This is a genomic window from Photorhabdus sp. RM71S, from assembly GCF_042879355.1.
Lineage (GTDB): Bacteria > Pseudomonadota > Gammaproteobacteria > Enterobacterales > Enterobacteriaceae > Photorhabdus > Photorhabdus kayaii.
The window spans coordinates 1-20,311 of sequence record NZ_JBHFKV010000066.1 but is presented as its reverse complement, the minus strand read 5'-3'; the positions used below and the strand labels follow the sequence as shown (position 1 = coordinate 20,311).

Here is a 20,311-nt window from a genome sequence, read left to right as displayed (position 1 = left end):
GCCAAATCCACCGTTTCCACTAAACCAAGGTTTTTAAAAACTCGCCAATCCGTGATAATTTCGATAATAATAGTATTATATTGGTATTATTCAGGGTTACATATGGCAAAGATTGGCTATGTTCGGGTGTCAACAAATGACCAAAACAGTGATTTACAGCGAAACGCATTGATAAGTATAAATTGTGAACAAATTTTTGAGGATAAAATTAGCGGAAAAACATCCAACAGACCAGGTTTAAAACGAGCTTTAAAACTACTTAAAAAAGGTGACACTCTAGTCGTTTGGAAATTGGATCGACTAGGGCGTAGCGTAAAAAATATGGTGACTTTGATTTCCGATTTAAGTGAACGCGGTATTCATTTTCAAAGCTTGACTGATAGCATTGATACCAGTACTTCTATGGGACGATTTTTCTTTCATGTTATGAGTGCATTGGCTGAAATGGAGCGGGAATTAATCGTAGAAAGAACAAATGCAGGATTAATAGCTGCTCGTGCCCAAGGGAGAATTGGTGGTAGACCAGTATCACTTTCATTTGTTGAACAACAACAAGCAGCAAGATTGCTGGCAAAAGGCCACACACGGAAACAGTTATCATTAATTTACAACATATCGTTATCTACAATATATAAATATTTTCCAGTAAATAAAACAAATTGTCGATCAAATTAGTATTTTCAGTGCGGCTAGTTAAATGTTTAATTTTGTATTCATAATATCCAAGGCTAATTGGTTATTAATTTATCCAAAATATATCACGTTTCTTTTCTATACAAAAAACTTCCGCCGCACTATACGATATAAAGAAACAATGGAATAAGTTAACAATCAGCTATTGCTAGCAAAAGAATCTATTGTGTATGAAATCCACTGCATCTGGACGTTTTTGGGTAACGAATTGCCATCAGCATAGGATTTACACATCTAAGTAAATTAATTTATTTACAATTGAAAAGTGTGTCAGTACCTGGAAATCACTAGGTAAACGCGACCAATAAAGTTGATTTCATTAATTGCACAGTCAAAAGTTACATCGTTATCACAAACTCGGATCTTACTGACTGGGATTCTTGTAATTTTTTTAATGCTGTGCATGCCTTCAATATCAATTAACCATAAACCATCTTGAACATCAGGTTCTTCTGTATCTAGCAAATACCAAGTTTTATTGTTATCGACAATAAGAGGTTTTTTTATTTCTCTGGCAATCAGTTGATTATCTAAAATCACTGGATCGTCATCGCTCAGCTTTCCACCAATCAATTTAACGCGTTGTATTTTCGGGGTAATAATGTTTTTTAAAGATTCCTTTTTCTTTTCTCCATCAGGGAACATTTCTCCTTGTCCTGTGCTTAGCCATAACAATGAAGCATTGGTTTCAAGGTTGCATTGAATAACCCAATCGGCTGGAAAGCTGTCCCTTAAATAACGGTTTGCCATTGTGCTTTTAGACACACCCAAATGGTCGCTCAATGCTTGACGTGATTTAAAACCATATGCACTGATAAGGCGTTCGATAGCTTGCTTTCCTCCACTATCTGCACCCATTTTTATCTCAGTTATGTTTTTTTTCATTGAAAGTACAGTTTGGTGAGTTTGCCGTCTCCACAAAGCCCTCTGATTAAGAGCTATAGTGATCCCAAATAAATTTATTAGATCCGATAGGGGATATTGCATCATGGGCATATAAATTTCAATCTATACCCGTTATCTTTCAAATTGTCTCTTTGTTGGCTACATTCACCCCGGTCACATAGTTACCTATGCTCCCGGGGATTCGCACCCTTGCCGTCGCGATGCATCTTGAAATCCATAGGGTATATATACTTTGTGAAACTATGTTATCTAAATAAAGAGAAAAAATCTTCCAATCGATAAAATAAGAAAAACTTATTAATTACAATGGATTGTGATCGGAAAGAAACCTTTTTAACCATTAATTATTTCAATAAAAACAATAATTAATATATTAACACTATCAAATATAGTTCTCAAAAAAGATGAAAAACCACTTTAAATTTTTCTAATCAAAGTGTACTGTTCTTATATACAGTTATGTTATGCGGAGGTAAGTTTGTCAGTGGACTTTCTTATGGAATCAGTAATAGCGCAACGTATTAATTTTATAGCCAGAATGGCAACGAGCTGTGAATGTAATCATGCTGAAGATAAAGAACTTGCTTTAGTTTGGATTGCTGAGTTGTCGACACCACTTGCAAAACAACTTATTAACCACCACGAAACGCTTGAAGAATAAATGCGGCAGATAAATGTGGGAATTCTGTATGATAAATAATCTAAAGTTTCTAAATTGATAATGATTGCATTGGAAAATGAGCTGAGAAATAGACTTTGCCTATGAATTCAGCAAATTTTGGAAGATATGATTAATTATTAAATTAGCCACTGAAAAGTGGCTTCTTGCTTCTCATTTGTACTGTTTCCTTAACAATATTGTTTCATTGTTTCTCTCCCACTATTCAGCGCACCATAACACTTTAAATTAACAATATTGACTAAATTAGAGAGGGTATACCTAATGAAAATAATTGCACAGCAGAATGATACTGTTGATGCTTTATGCTGGCGTCATTATGGTCGGACTCAAGGTATGACAGAACAGGTACTATTAGTTAACCCAAGCTTGGCCGAATATGGTGTAATTCTGCCACATGGTACAGAAGTTGAGATGCCGGAAATTATGACAGCTACAACGAAACCTATTTTGCAACTATGGGATTAAAGATATCCATCCTAAATTGGCGGTTTTTAAATAGAATTATCACTCTATATCAGGAAATTAAACTTATCTATTCTGGCTAGATAAATAGTTGAACTGGAACATTATACTTAATATATAATCAATCAGCGCAAATTTGAATTTTTTTAACTATTAGAGTCAAGCTTTAACAAAAGAATTACCTAGTAACATAGATTACATAAAGGCCTTTCTCGATTACGGGAAGGGCTTTTTAATTTATGTTGTTATATTTTCCCTTTTCAAGAAACTTGTTTTGTCTTTCTTACAATTCCTCTTTGATGTTGGAAACTGTCTTTGCTGGCATTCTTTCATACATAAATCCACAACCACCAAATGGCATTTTTCCAAACATGGATACACAACTAACAGAACTTTTGCGCTTATTGCGTAACCTGATCAGAACTGGTGTTGTTACCGAGGTAGATCATGCCCGAGGTATGTGCCGAGTCGCGACAGGTAATCTTGAAACCGATTGGCGGCCTTGGTTGACAATGCGAGCAGGTCATTCCCGTACCTGGTGGTCCCCCAGTGTTAGTGAACAGGTTTTATTACTATCTGTTGGTGGAGAATTGACCACCTCCTTTGTATTACCGGCTGTATATTCTGATCAATTTCCAGCTCCATCAGCTTCTTCCGAAGCTGTCCATATAGCTTTTCCTGATGGAGCAGTAATGGAATATGAACCGTTATCTGGTGCATTAAAGGTAACAGGTGTTAAGACTGCTAAGATACAGGCTTTATATTCCATAGATCTTGAAGCGACAAATATAAAACTAAAGGCATACAACGAAATAAAATTGGAGTCATATAACAAGATTGAATTGGATGCAAAAAACAAAATTGGATTGAAAGCACTCAACGAAATTGGGCTAGATGCAACAAAAGAGCTCAAAATGAAATCACATGAAGTCAAGTGTGAAGCAGAAAAAGAAATCGAACTGAAAGCACCAGATTTGTCTCTGAAAGGAAATACTAAACTGGAAGGTAATGTTGAAAATACAGGAGGAAAACTCTGTTCTAATGGTGTGACCTTACATTCTCACCAACATACCGGCGTTATGGCAGGCGGTGCGACAACAGGAGGCCCAGTATAATGATGTACCTTGGAATGAATCGACAAACCGGTCATAGCCTGACGGATCTGGATCATGTACGCCAGTCTGTCAGCGACATCTTACTAACCCCCATCGGTAGTCGTTTGGCTCGTCGTACTTATGGTTCTCTGCTACCTGAATTAATTGACTGGCCACAGAACGCGGCTCTACGCCTGCAAATTATGGCAGCCACCTATACAGCTATTAGCCGTTGGGAACCGCGAATTAATCTGACAGCTATCACCATAAATACCCAACAAGACGGCAAAATGACAGTAGATATATCTGGTCATTATCAGCTGTCCCCTGGGGGGTTTTCTTTATCTATCCCTGTGAGGTAAAACAATGCCGACCATTGATCTAAGCCAGTTGCCGCCACCTGATGTAGTCGAGCCACTAGATTATGAAAGCCTGTTGGCTGAACGTAAAGCCAAATTAATATCTCTTTATCCTGAAGAACAACAGGATGCTATTACTCGAACATTGGAATTAGAATCCGAACCTCTGGTTAAGTTACTTGAGGAAAATGCTTACCGGGAATTGATATTGCGCCAGCGGGTTAATGAAGCTGCTCGTGCAGTAATGTTGGCCTATGCAACCAATAGCGATTTAGACCAGTTAGGAGCGAACTATAACGTTACCCGGGCAGTTATGGAGCCTGATAGCACTTTCCGTGATCGCATCCAAAGAGCCTTCGAAGGGCTAAGTGTTGCAGGGCCAATAGGTGCGTATGAATATCATGCTCTTAAGGTTAATGAAAGTATTCATGCTAATAAAAGCGAATACAAAGGTGAATATCAAACTGTTGCAGATGTTTCCGTCATCAGCCCATCACCAGCCAATGTGACTGTGACTGTTTTATCACGGAAATGGAAATGGGAAAAAGATAAAGAAGATGAGGAAGATAAGGAGCATAACGGTGTAGCTTCACAAGATTTATTAGATAAAGTGATTGTGGCACTTAATGATGAAAACGTCAGACCAGTTGCTGATCGGGTCAAAGTGCAGTCAGCCCAAATAGTGGAATATCAAATTGATGCTGTGCTTTATCTCTATCCGACACCTGAATCTGAGCCTATCCGTAAATTGGCTCAACAAAATATGGATAAATACATGCTAGATCAACATAAGTTAGGCAGAGATATTCGGTTATCTGCCATTTATGCTGCGCTGCATGTCGCGGGAGTACAGCAGGTAGAACTGAGAGCTCCGACGAAGGACATAATTCTGTGTAAAGATCAAGCTCCTTATTGTACTGACGCAAAACTGGAAATAGGTAAAACACAAACTGCTGATTGTTCCAAACCAAATCCAGGTTTGATAGTAGGAGGTTCTGATGAATGACCGCCTGTTACCAACAGGTTCTACGGTTTTGGAGTTGGCTGCTGCTAAGGTATGTTCACAATTGCAAAATATTCCAGTCCCGCTTCGCCAACTCTGGAATCCTGATACTTGCCCTGAGGAATTATTACCCTATCTAGCATGGGCGTGGTCGGTTGATCGCTGGGACGAAAATTGGTCGGCAAACACTAAGCGGGAAGTGATAAAAAATTCGCTGTTTCTGCATAAACACAAGGGAACCATTGGTGCCGTCCGTCGCGTGGTAGAACCGCTTGGTTATCTCATTCAAATAAAGGAATGGTGGCAGAACAATGAAACACCGGGCACATTCCGGTTGGCGATAGGGGTACAGGAAAACGGGATCACCGAAGAAACTTTTTTAGAGCTGGAACGACTAATTTCTGATGCCAAGCCTGTAAGTCGTCATTTGATAGGTTTGTCAATCAATCTGGATGTTAAGGGCGAATTTTATTGTGCTGCGACGAGTTATAGTGGAGATGACCTCACTGTTTACCAATATCTCCCTGACATCATTACAACTAGCGACAATACGCCTTTAGGGGCAGCAATTCATTTGATCGAAACAGATACATTGAGGGTTTCACCATGAAATATTTTGCAATTTTAACTAACCTGGGAGCGGCGAAACTGGCAAATGCTGCTGCTTTGGGGACAAAAGTCGATATTACTCACATGGCTGTTGGTGACGGTGGCGGTAAATTACCAGATCCTGACGTCAATCAGACAAAATTAGTTAATGAAAAGCGTCGTGCTGCAATTAATACATTAGGCGTCGACCCGGTAAACACCAACCAAATTATTGCCGAACAAATTATCCCTGAAAGTGAGGGTGGTTGGTGGATGCGTGAAATTGGTCTGTTTGACAGTGAAGGTAACTTGATTGCAGTAGCAAACTGTCCGGAAACCTATAAACCACAATTACAGGAAGGTTCGGGTAGAACACAAACTATCAGAATGATCTTGATTGTTAGCAATACGGATTCGGTAACGCTGAAAATCGATCCCTCTGTAGTTTTAGCAACTCGTGATTATGTAGATAGCTCTATTCAGAAACATGAAAAAAGCCGTAATCACCCAGACGCCACGTTGACAGAAAAAGGTTTTACAAAACTTAGTAGTGCTATTAACAGTAATGATGAAACTACAGCAGCAACACCCAAAGCAGTAAAAGCGGCTTATGATAATGCTAATAGTAAATTGGCAAAAAACCAAAATGGCGCGGATATCCCAGATAAAAATGCTTTTGTAAAAAACCTTGGTTTGATGGAAAAGCTAATTCCGATAGGTGTACCACTTCCTTGGCCGACGGCCACACTGCCGGATGGGTGGTTGCAATGTAATGGTGCGGCCTTTGATAAAGCGAAATTTCCGGAATTAGCCAAGGCTTATCCTGGTGGTAATTTGCCCGATTTAAGGGGTGAATTTATCCGTGGCTGGGATGACAAGCGTGGCGTTGATCCAGATCGTACATTATTGGTATGGCAAGAAGGGTCTTATTTACTACAGGAAGTTCATCAACCTGCTGATAATGTTGTTAACTTCTCAGTTAATGAGCGTACGAAATTACAGTGGGATACCCCTCAAAATAAAGATATTCAATTAAGAGCTAGAGCTTCTGGAGGTTCAGCAACGACTTGGACTACCAGTGCTAATTATATAGGGGTATCAAGGCCACGTAACGTAGCGTTTAACTACATTGTAAGGGCAGCATAATGCTCATGTCTGTACTTGAAGAGATCCCGGTAGGAATACCACTTCCTTGGCCGACTGACATACCACCAAATGGGTGGGTGAAATGTAATGGGGCAATCTTTGATAAGTCTTTATATCCAAAATTAGCGGAAGTTTATCCTACTGGTAGATTACCCGATTTACGTGGTGAATTTATCCGGGGCTGGGATGATGGACGTGGGGTAGATATTGGTCGATATATATTATCCTCTCAATTAGCAGATATTGCTCCACACAGTCACAGGATTGGACGGATGTGGTCTAACTCAAATGGTGGAATCGAGGGGGTGGGTACACCAAGCTATATTCTCAATAGTGTGCACCAAGGCGTTAACTACGGAATTGATCCTCGCGGATTAGGTGTTGCTATTGGAATGGGAGCTGGTGGTTTCGGTTATATGGATAATGCAATTGCTGCTTCAACAGGAATAGAAACACGTCCACGAAACGTGGCATTTAATTACATTGTAAGGATTGCCTGATGAATAAGGTTGTACTGGATAAAAATAATATTGCTATCAGTACTGGAAGTATCGTTGTGTTTAATTACGATGCGATTACGCTGGAATATTTAAACAGTTCTGATGAGTATCTTCCCGTTGGTGTCGGTATTCCTGCCAATTCCTGCGCAGACGCGCCACCTGATACCCAAGAGGGATATGTCGCCTGCCGTTCATCTGATTTGACCGGTTGGCAAATTGTACCAGATTATCGAGGAAAAATAGCTTACAGCACACAAACTGGGGAACAGAAGGAAATCATTAAACCTGGTGAATTACCAGAAATGCTGACATTCAAACAGCCAAGCACCGATTTTGACAAGTGGGATGGTGAAAGATGGGTAACGGACATTGAAGCTCAAAAAGCCGCTCAGATTAAACAGGCAGAACAACAACGTGTCACTCTTCGCCAACAGGCTGATGAAGCCATGACTTTATTACAATATGCTATTGAGACTGAGATGGCCTCAGACGCAGAGAAAACATTATTGCTTGCCTGGAAGAAGTATGTGGTATTACTGAGCCGTGTTGATACTTCAATGGCTTCAGATATTGAGTGGCCGCAAATACCAGAATAATAAAATTATCAAGACCGGGCGTTATTCTGTCTCCGGTCTTTTTTCAGTTAAGGCTATGGCTATGTTGGCCTGTCGATTTTTGATGCTTTTGAAGTATCAACCTGGTTAAGTATGGCTAGGTATTTTTTCCATTCCAATAAGACCTGGCGCATTAGGTAAACACTTATTGATTACCCTAAAAAGCCAGAGTAGAAAAAAGGCCTGCGGTCTGTGAACTGCGGGCCTATATTATTTATACTGGTCGTACAGGCCACTCAATATCTGGTGCTATGGTGGGATCAATGCGGTTTGCTTGCATTCGGTATTTTTTCCAGGCTTTGAGTCGTTCTATCTCTTCCGCAGTTGCTTCGCTCAGATCAATGGCATCCTGTAAGGGGGCAATATTATTGCTGGCAAGGGCTAACAATTCCTCTTTATGTCTTTCTGCTTGAGCAACTAACTCGGCCTTTGTATACTCACGCGGAACAATATCACCATTTATATATTGCCATTTGCCAGAAATATCACAAGAATCAGGCAAATTACTCACCTCAGCTACACTCATTCCATCTGGGTTAAAAGCTGATATATCTCCTGATATTGAACGGATTACATTATTAAAATCATACATTACTTTGATTGTATCAAGGTTAAAGCTTTTCTGGCATTCATACCAGTCTTGGCCGTCTTCTGACTTCAAATAAATGACATTAAAATCCGCAATGAATTTTCTGGCTTGTTTTGAGTCAGGTATGTATTGGGAAAAATTTTTGATGTTCTGCATATATTAATCACTTTACTAAATATTGGATATATTCATCCATATGCCGTTAACCTTCTTCTGTATTGGCCTGCGGTTTACGGTGTCAACTAATTCATCTCTATTTTCATTTATTGCAGCAATAATGGTATGCCCACTTGTGTCTTTATCTCCGGGACTTTTCCATATTTGCGCACTCTCTTTAGCGCCAAGGCGAATGTCCTGAATATAACGCGTATCTGATTCTGATTTTGTATAAGCACCAATAATCGCAGCGGTTGGTCTATATCCTTCATGATAGACCTGATACCCCCTAACTCGAAGATTATCAGATTTCAAGCTCATCCATTCATTGGTTGGCCCTCCAGAGAGAGCATGCTGCCATTTGAAATATTCGTTACCATTATCCCCCGTTCTAAACCACATATAGGAGTCTGTATCATTATCTCCTGTGTCTTTAAAACCGACAGAGGCGAAGTCGGTGTGTCTGTTCCAACTCAGCATAGAGTCAGTAGTAATAGTTATGTCACCTGTTACACTGCCTCCGCTACGTTGCAACGCGTTTGCGGCTTTGGTAACGGTTTCCACCAAACCAAGATTTTTCAAAACTCACTAATCCGTGAGATTTCCGAAAGAATAGTTTCGTATCGGCACTAAGCAGGAGTATATATGGCAAAGATTGGCTATATCAGGGTGCCAATAAATGACCAAAACAGTGATTTACAGAGAAATGCGTCGATGTGTATAAATTATCATCTGTCTTTGTAGAGAAAATCTGTGAAAAAATAATCAATGAACAGAGCTAAGAGTTCACGACAGAAGAAACAGATATTGATTTACTGAGGTTTCATTTTCCACTCTCTATAAAGATGGGTAGTTAAATAATTAGAAAAAATAATAAATTAACCAACCTGATTTGTATCATCTCCCACACATTTCCCATCGAATGATTTAATAATTCGGATACTTCAACATAGCGGGACACCTTAATAGGAGAACCGCTAATATGGCACAAGAATATCATCACGGCGTCCGTGTAAAGGAAATTAACGAAGGCACACGCACCATAACCACTGTTAGCACCGCTATTGTCGGTATGGTCTGTACTGGTCCTGAGGCAGACGAAAAAACTTTTCCATTAAACACTCCGGTTTTGATTACTGATGTTTCGATGGCAATTGGCAAAGCGGGTAAAACCGGTACATTGCCTCAGGCACTTAAAGCTATCTCAGACCAGTCTAAACCCGTTACTGTTGTTGTCCGTGTAGCACAAGGTGAAACGGAAGAACAAACTACCAGCAACATCATTGGTACTACAACTAATGAAGGTAAGAAAACCGGTATACAGGCACTGTTGGCAGCACAAAGCCAATTAGGTGTGAAGCCACGTATTCTGGGGGTTCCTGGGCTGGATACAAAGGCTGTTGCTGTTGAGTTGGCGAGTATCGCATACAAGCTGAGAGCAATGGCTTATATCAGCGCCTATGGCAGTAAGACTATCTCAGAAGTTATCGAATATCGCAAAAACTTCAGTCAGCGCGAACTGATGCTGATTTGGCCTGATTTCCTGAGTTGGGATACTGTTGCTAATAAAGAGACTATCGCCTACGCTACTGCTCGTGCACTGGGTTTGCGCGCAAAAATTGATGAAGAAACAGGTTGGCACAAAACACTGTCCAATATCGGTGTCAATGGTGTGACCGGTCTTTCAGCAGACGTATTCTGGGATCTTCAAGAGCCAGCAACAGATTCAGGTCTGCTAAACCAAAATGGTATCACAACACTTATCCGTAAAAATGGCTTCCGTTTCTGGGGTTCCCGTACCTGTGCTGATGACCCATTGTTCCAGTTCGAAAGTTACACTCGTACCGCTCAAGTATTGGCTGACACTATGGCGGAAGCGCATATGTGGGCGATCGATAAACCACTTACTCCTTCACTCGTACGAGACATTATCGAAGGTATTAACGCTAAGTTCCGCGAACTGAAATCTGGGGGTTACATTATTGACGGTCAGTGTTGGTATGACGAAAACGCCAATGATAAAGACACCTTGAAAGCGGGTAAATTGACCCTCGATTACGACTATACACCTGTACCACCACTGGAAAACATGATGTTACGCCAGCGTATTACAGATCGTTACCTGATGGATTTCGCGAAAAGCATAAACGGCTAAGGGGACACAGATGGCATTACCTCGCAAACTTAAATTCCTGAACTTGTTTAATGATGGCAATAGTTATCAGGGAATCGTGGAAGAACTTACTCTGCCTAAGCTGAGTCGTAAACTGGAAACCTATCGTGGCGGTGGTATGAACGGTAGCGCAACCGTGGATTTAGGCTTGGATGAAGGTGCATTGGACGTTGAATTTACTCTGGGAGGTATGGAAGCTCAACATTATCGGCAATGGGGTCTGACCAAAGCCGATGGCGTAATGTTGCGCTTTGCGGGCTCCTGCCAGCGCGATGATACCAGCGATGTGATTGCTGTTGAAATCGTGATGCGTGGCCGTTTCCATGAGTTTGACCACGGTACTTATAAGCAAGGAGATAATACTCAGACCAAAATCAGCGCTAAAAACACCTATTTCAAATTGACATGGGACGGTGAAGTTCTGATCGAAGTGGATACCGTTAACATGGTTGAAGTCGTTAATGGTGAAGATCGCTTGGCAGATCACCGTCGCGCTATGGGTCTTTAATCTAATCGGATAAACAAGGTTGAACCATGACAGAAACACTAATTACTCAAAACGACGAGCAGCGCACAATCGTATTAGAAGAACCGCTTGCACGTGGTAGTAGCAACATCACTGAAGTGGTGGTGCGCAAACCGAACAGTGGCGCGCTGCGTGGTGCTCGGCTACAGGCTTTGCTGGAGATGGATGTGGATTCAATGATATTGGTTTTGCCACGTGTTACCACACCAGCGCTCACTAAAAGCGACTTGTTGTCAATGACACCCGGCGATCTGATTAATCTCAGTGTTGAGGTGGTCAATTTTTTGTTACCGAAGTCGGCGAAGTCCGGTTTCCAGACCGACTAACCGTAGATGAATTGGTGGCAGATATTGCCACCGTTTTCCACTGGTCTCCGGCAGTGACAGATGAAATGTCACTACCGGAATTACTGGACTGGCGACATCGGGCCATCTTACGAAGTGGTGCAGAAAATGAGTAATACACAGTCACAGCTTAAATTGGTAATACAGTCCGTTAATAAGCTGACCAGCGCCTTGAAATCTGCCCAGCGAAATAATAAAAGGTTGGCGGATTCTCTCCGGCAAAATCGCGATGAATTCAAGCGATTAAATCAGACTTATGAAGCAATTAAACCTTATTCTGCTCCTGAATATGCGCAGGAAACTGCGCATACCAGTAACAAAAAGGAAGAAGATCGCGGTGAAGGTCGTTATAGCAAAATCAAAGAGCTTCGTGACCGCGTTAGCCAATATGGTGCTAGTGCAAAATCAGCCGGTAGCAAGATACTGACAACCAGTAAAAACTTTCTGATGCCGGGTTATGATCTTAATGTTCAAATGTCTAAAATTCAGGCACAAACCAATATTGAAAAAAATTCTCCTGAATACACTATGTTGCTCAATCAAAGTCGTGAGTTGAGCAAAAGTACAGGGATTCCTGCCAGCCAGATTGCACAGGGACAGAGCCTGTATGCCTCCAAGGGGTATTCTCCTGACCAGATAAAGAATGTAATGCCTGGTGCGGTATTAATGTCGCAGGCAAGCGGTACAGATTTCGCCAATGTGGTTGATATTAGTACTAATGTACTGGAAGGGTTTAAATTACAATCCGAGGAGATGGGGCATGTTAGTGATGTTTTGACGGCAACGCTTATTGGCTCAAAAACAACGTTGGCGGGATTGGGTGACACCATGAAATCTGTCGCTCCAGCGGCCACTTCTTTGGGGATTGATATTGAAACCGTTGCGGCTGCTACAAGAAAGCTAAGTGATGCCAATATTAAGGGAAGTGAAGCTGGAGAGGCTTTGAGCAATGTACTAAGTCGGTTGGCTGAACCGCCTAAAGCTGCCGCCGCCGCATTGAAACAACTAGATATTAAGACTCGTGATGCTAAAGGTAATTTACGGCAATTACCTGATATTCTCGTTGAACTAGATAATAAAACCCGTTCAATGAACGGTAAACAACGTACGAGTTATTTCACCGCAATTGGTGGTGAAAACGCTGCTCCTGCTTTGGATATATTGGTAAATCAAGCAGGGCAGGGAGGATTGCAAACTTTTATCGCTGGACTAAAAAATGTTCAAGGTGAATCCCAAAAAGTTGCATCTGTAGTGACGAATAATCTCACCGGTGATATCCAAAAACTCAATGCCGCTTGGAGTAATCTGGGCGTTCAGATGTTTTCTGGCGTAGAAGGTCCTGCAAGAGAAGTCACTCAGCAAGTAACAAATGTAGTCAATAAAGTCAGTGAATGGATGGAAGCCAAACCACGCTTGGCTGCAGCGCTTGCGACTATTACAGTAGTGGTCGGAGGCATGTTAACTGTTTTTGGCGCATTGGCACAGGCGATCGCTTCAATATTACTTCCGTTAGCTGTGGCGAAATATAGTCTTACTTTCTTTGGTAGTACTGGTGTGAGAGCGCTCGGATTAGTCGGGAATGCTCTGAAAATGTTGGGTAGCACCATGATGATCGTTGGTCGTTTGATGATGGCTAACCCAATCCTCGCCATTATTGGTGTAATTGCTATGGCGGCTGTTTATATTTGGCAAAACTGGGAAACATTGGGGCCGAAATTTTCTCAGCTTTGGGAAAATATTAAAATTAGCCTAAGTGAGAAATGGGAATCCATTAAACAGAGTGTTTTGCAAACTTGGGAAAGTATTAAAACTAATATCAGTAATGCCTGGGAATTAGTTAAGCAGAACACGTTGGATATCTGGGAGAATATTAAAATATCGATTTCGGATAAATGGAATGAAATTATTGCCGGCATAATGAGTCTGCCCGATAAATTTAAAGAGTTCGGAACTGCGATAGTTAATAGTTTGCTAGATGGGATTAATGAAAAATGGGAAGCCCTGAAACAGAAACTGACTTCATTGTCTGAGTATCTCCCTGATTGGATGCGGTCAAAGGAGGATATTTCAAAAGACGCCAGTAATAATATGAGTCCTAATGTTAGTTCGGTTCTGCCCAAACATGATAAGGGGGGCATTATTCCGGTTGGCCGATTTGGTATTGTTGGTGAATATGGACCAGAGATTGTCACTGGCCCTGTTAATGTGATTAGCCGCCGACAGACTGCTAAACTTGCTGCCGCTGCGGCATTTTCTTTGAGCGTAATGGCGCCTTCTGCCGCAGCCAGAACCGCACCATTGCATGTTCAGAGCTTACCGGTTCATGCTTATCCTCAGATTCAGGAAAAGAAAGCGGACAAACGTCAGATGGTAGAGTACCGCAGTGAATCACCGGTCTATCATATAAATATCTATGGTGCGCCGGGGCAATCTGCGCAGGATATTGCAGCAGCGGTTAGGCGCGAATTGGATGATCGGGAACGTAAACAGCAGGCGCGTTTACGCAGTTCATTCTCTGATAGAGGAGAATTCTAATTATGATGGCTGCACTGGGTTTATTTGTTTTTATGTTGAAAACCACACCATACCAAAGTATGCAACATCAGCAGTCATGGCGGCATGCTTTTAACAGCCGTATCGGGATGCGGCCTGCCTGGCAATTTCTGGGGCCGGATAACGACACAATGACACTTTCCGGTTCGTTATATCCAGAAATTACCGGTGGTCGTTTATCATTGACGGTACTACAAGTGATGGCTGATAGCGGTAAAGCTTGGTCCTTTATAGATGGCAGCGGCACGGTTTACGGTATGTTTGTCATTGAGAGTATCGACCAGACAAAAACTGAATTTATGTCGAATGGTTCTGCCCGCAAAATTGATTTCACATTGACATTACGGCGAGTGGATAGTTCTCTAAGTGAAATATTCGGTGATCTTCAGGAACAATTCTCTATGCTTACAGACAATTTGTCAGATAGGGTCAGAGAGGTGTTGCCATGACATCTGAATTTGGCAGAGGTTCCGAAAAAGGCAGTGCACCGGCATTTCTTTTGGAAATTGACAATAAAGATATCAGCGGGCGCATTCAATCGCGCCTAATGTCACTAACGATGACAGATAATCGTGGCTTTGAAGCCGACCAGCTTGATATTGAACTGGATGATGCAGATGGAAGTTTAGTGCTACCTTCCAGAGGTAATGTAATTTCATTGGCGTTGGGATGGCGTGATCAGCCACTGATTAGTAAAGGGCGTTTTACTGTGGATGAAATTGGTCACAGTGGAGCACCGGACAAATTAACGATTCGTGCCCGTAGTGCTGATTTCCGTGAATCTCTCAATATGAGACGTGAAGAGTCTTATCATGAGAAAACGATAGGGGATATTGTCCATACTATCGCTGCTAGAAATAACCTTACCGCCGATTTGCATCAGGATATTGCGAAGATATTTATTAACCATATTGATCAGACGAATGAGTCAGATGGTAGTTTTCTTACGCGCTTGGCAAGGCAAGAAGGGGCAATTGCTTCAGTAAAAAATGGTAAGTTGATATTTATTCGGCAGGGACAGAATAAAACAGCCAGTGGTGCGGTTATCCCTGCATTGGTGATTACACGTCGGTCAGGTGACAACCACAATTTTACGCTATCTGACCGAGAGGCTTATACTGGCGTGGTAGCAAACTGGTTGGATGTCCGTAAACCGGAGAAAAAACATACCTTAACCGTTGAGCGAAAAAGTCAGAAAAATGCTGATAAATTAACCTCTTATTTAGTAGGTAGCAAAGATAACGTATTGGAACTTTCCCGTACTTATGCTGATGAAGTCAGTGCTAAACGTGCTGCCAAGGTTGCCTGGGAGAAAATACAACGTGGGGCAGCGACGTTTTCGATTCAATTGGCTCAGGGGCGTGCAGATCTCTACCCTGAAATACCAATCAAAGTTACCGGCTTTAAACCAGAAATAGATGCCGCTGAATGGACATTAACGACAGTTACCCACACGGTGAATGGATCTGGTGGTTTTACAACAGCACTGACTCTGGAATTAAAAATTGATGATCTCGACATGAAATAATTGTTCTTCAAATGAGATCTCGTTGTTATATTGTTCGCATAATGAGAGTTCATGTTTTAGTTAAAGGTAAAAAATATGATCAAGTGTCCTCTTTGTGGTAAAGCTGCTCATGCACGCAGCAGCTTTGAGCATTCCTGCCATACAAAAGAACGTTATAATCAATGCCAGAACATCAATTGTGGTGCTACTTTCGTCAGCCATGAAACGTTTGTCCGTTTTATTTCCAAACCGGGTGAAGTGATAAGTGTTAAGCCGCATCCCAAAGAAAAAACTAAAACTCAATTGAATGTGACTTGAAGATTAAAAGTTAATAGTAAATATTTGCCACCAATAGGTGGCTTTTTACTTGGATGCCAGATTTGTTATATATCTTGCTGCTAGTTACGTTGCTAAATATCTTGTGAATTAGTTAATAAATTCACTTGCGTCCCTGGTCATATTTTGTCAGCTTTGGTGTAATCAGAATCACTGATCAACACTCACCAAAGTAGGACAATAATGATGAAAAATGTGGGCTTTATCGGCTGGCGCGGTATGGTCGGCTCAGTATTAATGCAGCGTATGATTGAAGAGCAGGATTTTGATGTTATTCGTCCGGTATTCTTCACGACATCACAATACGGACAGCCAGCACCTGATTTTACTGGTCAGCAAGGTACGTTACAGAATGCTTTCGATATCGAAGCTCTTGGGGCTTTGGATATTATTATTAGTTGTCAGGGTGGAGATTATACGAATGAAATTTATCCAAAGTTAAGAGCAACAGGTTGGCAGGGATATTGGATTGATGCCGCGTCAGCCCTGCGTATGAATGATGATTCCATTATTATTCTTGATCCAGTTAACCATGCGCATATTCAGCAAGGTCTTAATGAAGGCATAAAAACTTTTGTTGGTGGTAATTGTACTGTTAGCCTAATGTTGATGTCTTTAGGCGGCTTATTTGCTAATGATTTAGTTGAATGGGTTTCTGTTGCAACTTATCAGGCGGCTTCTGGTGCTGGTGCTCGTCATATGCGGGAATTGCTGGTTCAGATGGGATCTCTACATACTCAGGTAGCAAAAGAGTTGCAAGATCCGGCATCGGCTATTCTGGATATTGAAAGAAAAGTAACGGATTTCACCCGTAGCGGAGTTATGTCAACTGAGCAATTTGGCGTGCCGTTGGCTGGTAGTTTGATTCCGTGGATTGATAGACAACTTGATAACGGCCAAAGCCGTGAAGAGTGGAAAGGGCAGGCAGAAACCAATAAGATCCTCAATACCGGTAATAATATCATTACTGTGGATGGTTTGTGTGTGCGTATTGGGGCGTTGCGTTGCCACAGCCAAGCATTTACTTTGAAATTGAAAAAAGATATTTCGGTTCCTGAAATTGAGCAATTGCTGGCTGCACATAATGACTGGGTTCGTGTTATTCCAAATGATCGCGAATTGAGTATGCGCGAATTAACCCCAGCTGCTGTAACGGGAACTTTGAATACTCCTGTAGGGCGTTTACGTAAGCTGAATATGGGCCCAGAGTATTTATCTGCTTTTACGGTAGGTGACCAGTTGCTGTGGGGAGCAGCAGAGCCTCTGCGTCGTATGCTGCGTATCTTGGTTTAATTATTTTAATCTATTTATTTATGTGAAAATCCACTCGTTATTCGAGTGGATTTATCTATATGGCATTTGATGGTTCTGTTGATTGTTTGTTACTCATAATGAGTCCTAATTGGAGTGACACAATATCATGTCAAACTCTTCTTTGGGTCATTACATGTGCTTGGCCACATTGGAATGTCAATTAGGGACTGGTGAACGGTTACATATTTTGTGTTAGGCGATACCATTCCAGCATAGGTGAGATAGTTATTTTCAATCTAATAACTGAGTCGCATCTTATGAAATTATGTGCATTTTTATATTGAGAAATATGCTCGACAATGTAACCGTAATTCCCCAAGTCAACGAAATAAGTTTAAAAGGCGGGTTAGAGGGATGGCTATTGGGCTCAAATATTCTTTGGCTAGGTATTCGCCAAAGTATGCTCCGACCTTAGGAATTGATCAACAACGCCTCACCGTTTCCCAGTAGTCAACATGGATTACTGAAAGTGGAGCACAATTAGGCACAGTTATTTACTGTAGGAATATAGATGGGCTTCGAATTTAGCGTATTGCTTAATCGCCTTTGAGGGTGGGTTAACTATTATATTAATAAGCGTGGTTACCTAGTGCGCATTAATCTGAAAGTGGAGGCTAGGCGAAAAAGTTAAATATTCTAATTGTTGGTTGTGGTTATGCTGCAGACTTCTATGTGTCAAATCTTAATAACTATGAATGCCTAAATATTGTTGGCTGTGTCGATAGAGATAGCAATCGACTTGAAGCTTTCTCAAACTATCATAGTTTCGATGCTTACTCTTCGGTAAGCGATGCGTTAGAAAATGTAAATGTTGATATATTGCTAAACTTGACGAATCCAGAAGAACACTACAATGTGTCACTGGAAGCTGTGACTAATGGAATTTCAGTATACAGTGAAAAGCCATTTACTATGGGCATTACAGAATCAAGAAAATTGGTAGAAGTTTCCAAAAATAATAATTGTATTATAACAAGCGCACCCTCCTTATTATTAAATCCTCCAATCATCAAGGTAATGGAGATATTGAGTTCTGGCGAAATTGGAGAAATACGTTTAATTAAGAGTGCTATCCATGAGGGACCAGTTCATAAAATGAACTTTGGTAGTTGGGTTAGTCTTTCAGGAGCACCTTGGCCGGCAAAGAATGAATTCGAAGTTGGTTGTGGCTTTGAACATGGTTCTTATGTGATTGATCTAATTCTGGCTTTAATGGGGACGCCAGATAGTATGAACTATAGCTCTGCCTTAATCTACCCGGATAAAGAAGTTACAGATTCACCTGCTCCTGATTGGATTGATCTTACTTTGGAGTATGGTGATAGTAGAAGAGCAAAAATTGAGCTTAGCATTGTTGAAAGTGAGGATCATAGCTTTCGGATAATTGGAGATGAAGGTGAAATAATAGTTGAAGATTTATGGATGGCGAACTCTCCAATAATTTTAAGGAAGAATAAAGAAGATAAAATCGACCGCCCACCAGAACACTTTTCTCTAAGAAAAATGCTTCACCCTCACAAGATAGACAGAAGATATGATGATACTCACTTTATTGACCAAGCTACTGGCGTCTTAGACTTAGCCACTTCACTAAATTACAAATTAGAACCTTTACTTGATATTAAACGGTCTTTGGAGTCCATCAATATCATAGAAACTATAATGACGAATAGTAAATTTAGGCCGCTTACTAAAATGAATGAGACGCTATTAGATATCGAATTATTTTCATCAAGGGTAAGGAGATTCTTCTTATGATAACTCTAGGGATTAGCGGTAGTTTCGAAACATTTGAAATACCTGTTATTGGGGATATACCAAATTGGTTTGGTCATGATGCCTCAGCTGCAATCATCAAAGATGGTAAGGTTGTTGCGGCTGTGGAACAAGAGCGTCTGGATAGGATTAAACACTCTAATCAGTTTCCTATTGATGCCATTGTTGAGTGCTTAAAAATAGCACAAGTTGAAATAACTGATGTTGACAAAATTGCATTTTATTTTGAAGAGTTAAATACAGATACTGGACTTGGCTTACAATATATTGAAAGAAAAAGTCTCGAGGTCGAAACTTCTAGAAGTTTAATTAACAAGATACTTGTGCGTAAATTTGGTGAAGAAGTTAAAGATATCCCAATTGAATATGTACGTCATCATGACACCCACGCGATCATGGCGGCTGAAAACTCTGGCTTCGATAGTTCATTAGTTGTCATAATAGATGGAAATGGAGAAGATGAGTCTACATCAATCTACTCATATATCGATGGGGTTGTTAGAAGTATATATAGATATCCAGTTTCTTCATCACTGGGAAGATATTATCTCGATTGTATATCTTTACTAGGATATGAACGATTTGATGAGTATAAGGTAATGGGGTTGGCTTCCTATGGCAAACAAAATCAATTTGATGAACTTTTCGAAGAACTTATAAATTTTGAAAAAGGTGGAAAGGTTTCATTTAATCATACAAATATACTTGCTTACTTTTTAGATAGAGGTATCTTGCCAAGAAGAGAAAATGAATATATTTCAAAAAGTCATCAAAACTTTGCGCATTTCATACAAAAATACTTGGAAAAGATGGCATTTCATATAATATCTTTCTGGTCAAAGAAGCTAAATCAAAGAAATCTATGTCTCAGTGGTGGGGTCAGGGCGGGATTCCACTTTGTATTTAATTTAATCAAAGATAAGTTGACTACGGAATTCCTCTGACCAAATGGCTCTTCGACGTTTAGCCGCCTGACTGTCTTTTATACTG

At 40.8% G+C, this 20,311-nt stretch carries 25 protein-coding genes; 21 read left to right on the top strand and 4 right to left on the bottom strand.

All coding sequences use genetic code 11. The annotated features are described in order from the left end of the window. The first annotated feature begins 102 nt into the window (after nt 1-102). A complete protein-coding gene (locus ACGF5R_RS21625; protein ID WP_112878694.1) occupies nt 103-675 on the top strand; it encodes a recombinase family protein in 573 nt (190 codons plus the stop codon). A gap of 288 nt (nt 676-963) precedes the next feature. On the opposite strand, the gene ACGF5R_RS21620 is transcribed toward ACGF5R_RS21625, so the two are convergent. Further along, nucleotides 964-1,578: a helix-turn-helix domain-containing protein gene (locus tag ACGF5R_RS21620; RefSeq protein ID WP_387692673.1), complete on the bottom strand. Its 615-nt coding sequence runs from the start codon at nt 1,576-1,578 to the stop codon at nt 964-966. 517 nt (nt 1,579-2,095) lie between these two features. Between ACGF5R_RS21620 and ACGF5R_RS21615 the strand changes: the two genes are divergently transcribed. The 9 genes from ACGF5R_RS21615 to ACGF5R_RS21575 all read left to right on the top strand — a co-directional run bounded on the left by ACGF5R_RS21615 (nt 2,096) and on the right by ACGF5R_RS21575 (nt 8,029). Then, nucleotides 2,096-2,260, top strand: a complete 165-nt coding sequence (locus ACGF5R_RS21615) for a hypothetical protein (protein ID WP_165603259.1) — start codon at nt 2,096-2,098, stop codon at nt 2,258-2,260. Nucleotides 2,261-2,542: 282 nt separating this feature from the next. Next, the gene (locus tag ACGF5R_RS21610) at nt 2,543-2,746 is read left to right on the top strand and encodes a tail protein X (protein WP_387692669.1); all 204 of its coding nucleotides are present in this window, start codon (nt 2,543-2,545) and stop codon (nt 2,744-2,746) included. A 368-nt stretch (nt 2,747-3,114) separates the two neighbouring features. Further along, complete coding sequence (locus ACGF5R_RS21605; RefSeq protein WP_262980891.1) at nt 3,115-3,858, top strand: phage baseplate assembly protein V; 744 nt, start codon at nt 3,115-3,117, stop codon at nt 3,856-3,858. Next, on the top strand, nt 3,858-4,199 hold the full coding sequence (locus ACGF5R_RS21600; RefSeq protein ID WP_112878691.1) for a GPW/gp25 family protein: 342 nt from the start codon (nt 3,858-3,860) through the stop codon (nt 4,197-4,199). The genes ACGF5R_RS21605 and ACGF5R_RS21600 overlap by 1 nt, the downstream gene beginning before the upstream one ends. A gap of 4 nt (nt 4,200-4,203) precedes the next feature. Beyond that, on the top strand, nt 4,204-5,202 hold the full coding sequence (locus ACGF5R_RS21595; protein WP_387692667.1) for a baseplate J/gp47 family protein: 999 nt from the start codon (nt 4,204-4,206) through the stop codon (nt 5,200-5,202). Next, nucleotides 5,195-5,809 carry a phage tail protein I gene (locus ACGF5R_RS21590; protein ID WP_387692665.1) on the top strand — a complete coding sequence of 205 codons (615 nt, stop codon included), beginning with the start codon at nt 5,195-5,197 and terminating at the stop codon, nt 5,807-5,809. The genes ACGF5R_RS21595 and ACGF5R_RS21590 overlap by 8 nt, the downstream gene beginning before the upstream one ends. After that, nucleotides 5,806-6,933, top strand: a complete 1,128-nt coding sequence (locus ACGF5R_RS21585) for a phage tail protein (protein ID WP_262980890.1) — start codon at nt 5,806-5,808, stop codon at nt 6,931-6,933. Before ACGF5R_RS21590 ends, ACGF5R_RS21585 begins: the two co-directional genes overlap by 4 nt. 5 nt (nt 6,934-6,938) lie before the next feature. Beyond that, nucleotides 6,939-7,433 carry a phage tail protein gene (locus ACGF5R_RS21580; protein WP_262980889.1) on the top strand — a complete coding sequence of 165 codons (495 nt, stop codon included), beginning with the start codon at nt 6,939-6,941 and terminating at the stop codon, nt 7,431-7,433. After that, on the top strand, nt 7,433-8,029 hold the full coding sequence (locus tag ACGF5R_RS21575; protein ID WP_112878686.1) for a tail fiber assembly protein: 597 nt from the start codon (nt 7,433-7,435) through the stop codon (nt 8,027-8,029). Before ACGF5R_RS21580 ends, ACGF5R_RS21575 begins: the two co-directional genes overlap by 1 nt. Before the next feature lie 59 nt (nt 8,030-8,088). Here ACGF5R_RS21575 and ACGF5R_RS21570 read toward each other — a convergent pair whose 3' ends face one another. The 3 genes from ACGF5R_RS21570 to ACGF5R_RS21560 all read right to left on the bottom strand — a co-directional run bounded on the left by ACGF5R_RS21570 (nt 8,089) and on the right by ACGF5R_RS21560 (nt 9,374). Further along, nucleotides 8,089-8,181, bottom strand: a complete 93-nt coding sequence (locus ACGF5R_RS21570; RefSeq protein WP_112878685.1) for a tail fiber assembly protein — start codon at nt 8,179-8,181, stop codon at nt 8,089-8,091. 80 nt (nt 8,182-8,261) lie between these two features. Then, nucleotides 8,262-8,792: a tail fiber assembly protein gene (locus ACGF5R_RS21565; RefSeq protein ID WP_112878684.1), complete on the bottom strand. Its 531-nt coding sequence runs from the start codon at nt 8,790-8,792 to the stop codon at nt 8,262-8,264. 15 nt (nt 8,793-8,807) lie between these two features. Continuing rightward, on the bottom strand, nt 8,808-9,374 hold the full coding sequence (locus tag ACGF5R_RS21560) for a hypothetical protein (protein WP_240000881.1): 567 nt from the start codon (nt 9,372-9,374) through the stop codon (nt 8,808-8,810). Between the two features lie 400 nt (nt 9,375-9,774). Here ACGF5R_RS21560 and ACGF5R_RS21555 point away from each other — a divergent pair, with 400 nt between their 5' ends. The 11 genes from ACGF5R_RS21555 (at nt 9,775) to ACGF5R_RS21505 (ending at nt 20,265) form a co-directional block, all read left to right on the top strand. After that, the gene (locus tag ACGF5R_RS21555) at nt 9,775-10,947 is read left to right on the top strand and encodes a phage tail sheath protein (protein WP_262980886.1); all 1,173 of its coding nucleotides are present in this window, start codon (nt 9,775-9,777) and stop codon (nt 10,945-10,947) included. 10 nt (nt 10,948-10,957) lie between these two features. Further along, nucleotides 10,958-11,473 (top strand): phage major tail tube protein, encoded by a 516-nt coding sequence (locus ACGF5R_RS21550; RefSeq protein ID WP_036782412.1) that lies wholly within the window; start codon nt 10,958-10,960, stop codon nt 11,471-11,473. Between the two features lie 26 nt (nt 11,474-11,499). Beyond that, entirely contained in the window at nt 11,500-11,817 is a 318-nt protein-coding gene (locus ACGF5R_RS21545) for a phage tail assembly protein (RefSeq protein ID WP_011144426.1), read from the top strand. Nucleotides 11,818-11,831: 14 nt separating this feature from the next. After that, nucleotides 11,832-11,951 (top strand): GpE family phage tail protein, encoded by a 120-nt coding sequence (locus ACGF5R_RS21540; protein WP_011144425.1) that lies wholly within the window; start codon nt 11,832-11,834, stop codon nt 11,949-11,951. Next, a complete protein-coding gene (locus tag ACGF5R_RS21535) occupies nt 11,944-14,370 on the top strand; it encodes a phage tail tape measure protein (RefSeq protein ID WP_387692662.1) in 2,427 nt (808 codons plus the stop codon). Before ACGF5R_RS21540 ends, ACGF5R_RS21535 begins: the two co-directional genes overlap by 8 nt. A gap of 2 nt (nt 14,371-14,372) precedes the next feature. Further along, entirely contained in the window at nt 14,373-14,837 is a 465-nt protein-coding gene (locus ACGF5R_RS21530; protein ID WP_387692660.1) for a phage tail protein, read from the top strand. Beyond that, the gene (locus ACGF5R_RS21525; RefSeq protein WP_387692658.1) at nt 14,834-15,916 is read left to right on the top strand and encodes a phage late control D family protein; all 1,083 of its coding nucleotides are present in this window, start codon (nt 14,834-14,836) and stop codon (nt 15,914-15,916) included. Before ACGF5R_RS21530 ends, ACGF5R_RS21525 begins: the two co-directional genes overlap by 4 nt. A gap of 75 nt (nt 15,917-15,991) precedes the next feature. After that, on the top strand, nt 15,992-16,213 hold the full coding sequence (locus ACGF5R_RS21520) for an ogr/Delta-like zinc finger family protein (RefSeq protein WP_011144421.1): 222 nt from the start codon (nt 15,992-15,994) through the stop codon (nt 16,211-16,213). A gap of 204 nt (nt 16,214-16,417) precedes the next feature. Further along, nucleotides 16,418-17,524 (top strand): aspartate-semialdehyde dehydrogenase, encoded by a 1,107-nt coding sequence (gene asd, locus ACGF5R_RS21515; RefSeq protein WP_387692671.1) that lies wholly within the window; start codon nt 16,418-16,420, stop codon nt 17,522-17,524. Nucleotides 17,525-18,178: 654 nt separating this feature from the next. Continuing rightward, complete coding sequence (locus ACGF5R_RS21510) at nt 18,179-19,303, top strand: Gfo/Idh/MocA family protein (protein ID WP_112878678.1); 1,125 nt, start codon at nt 18,179-18,181, stop codon at nt 19,301-19,303. After that, nucleotides 19,300-20,265 carry a carbamoyltransferase N-terminal domain-containing protein gene (locus ACGF5R_RS21505; protein WP_387692656.1) on the top strand — a complete coding sequence of 322 codons (966 nt, stop codon included), beginning with the start codon at nt 19,300-19,302 and terminating at the stop codon, nt 20,263-20,265. Before ACGF5R_RS21510 ends, ACGF5R_RS21505 begins: the two co-directional genes overlap by 4 nt. Nucleotides 20,266-20,311: the final 46 nt, after the last annotated feature.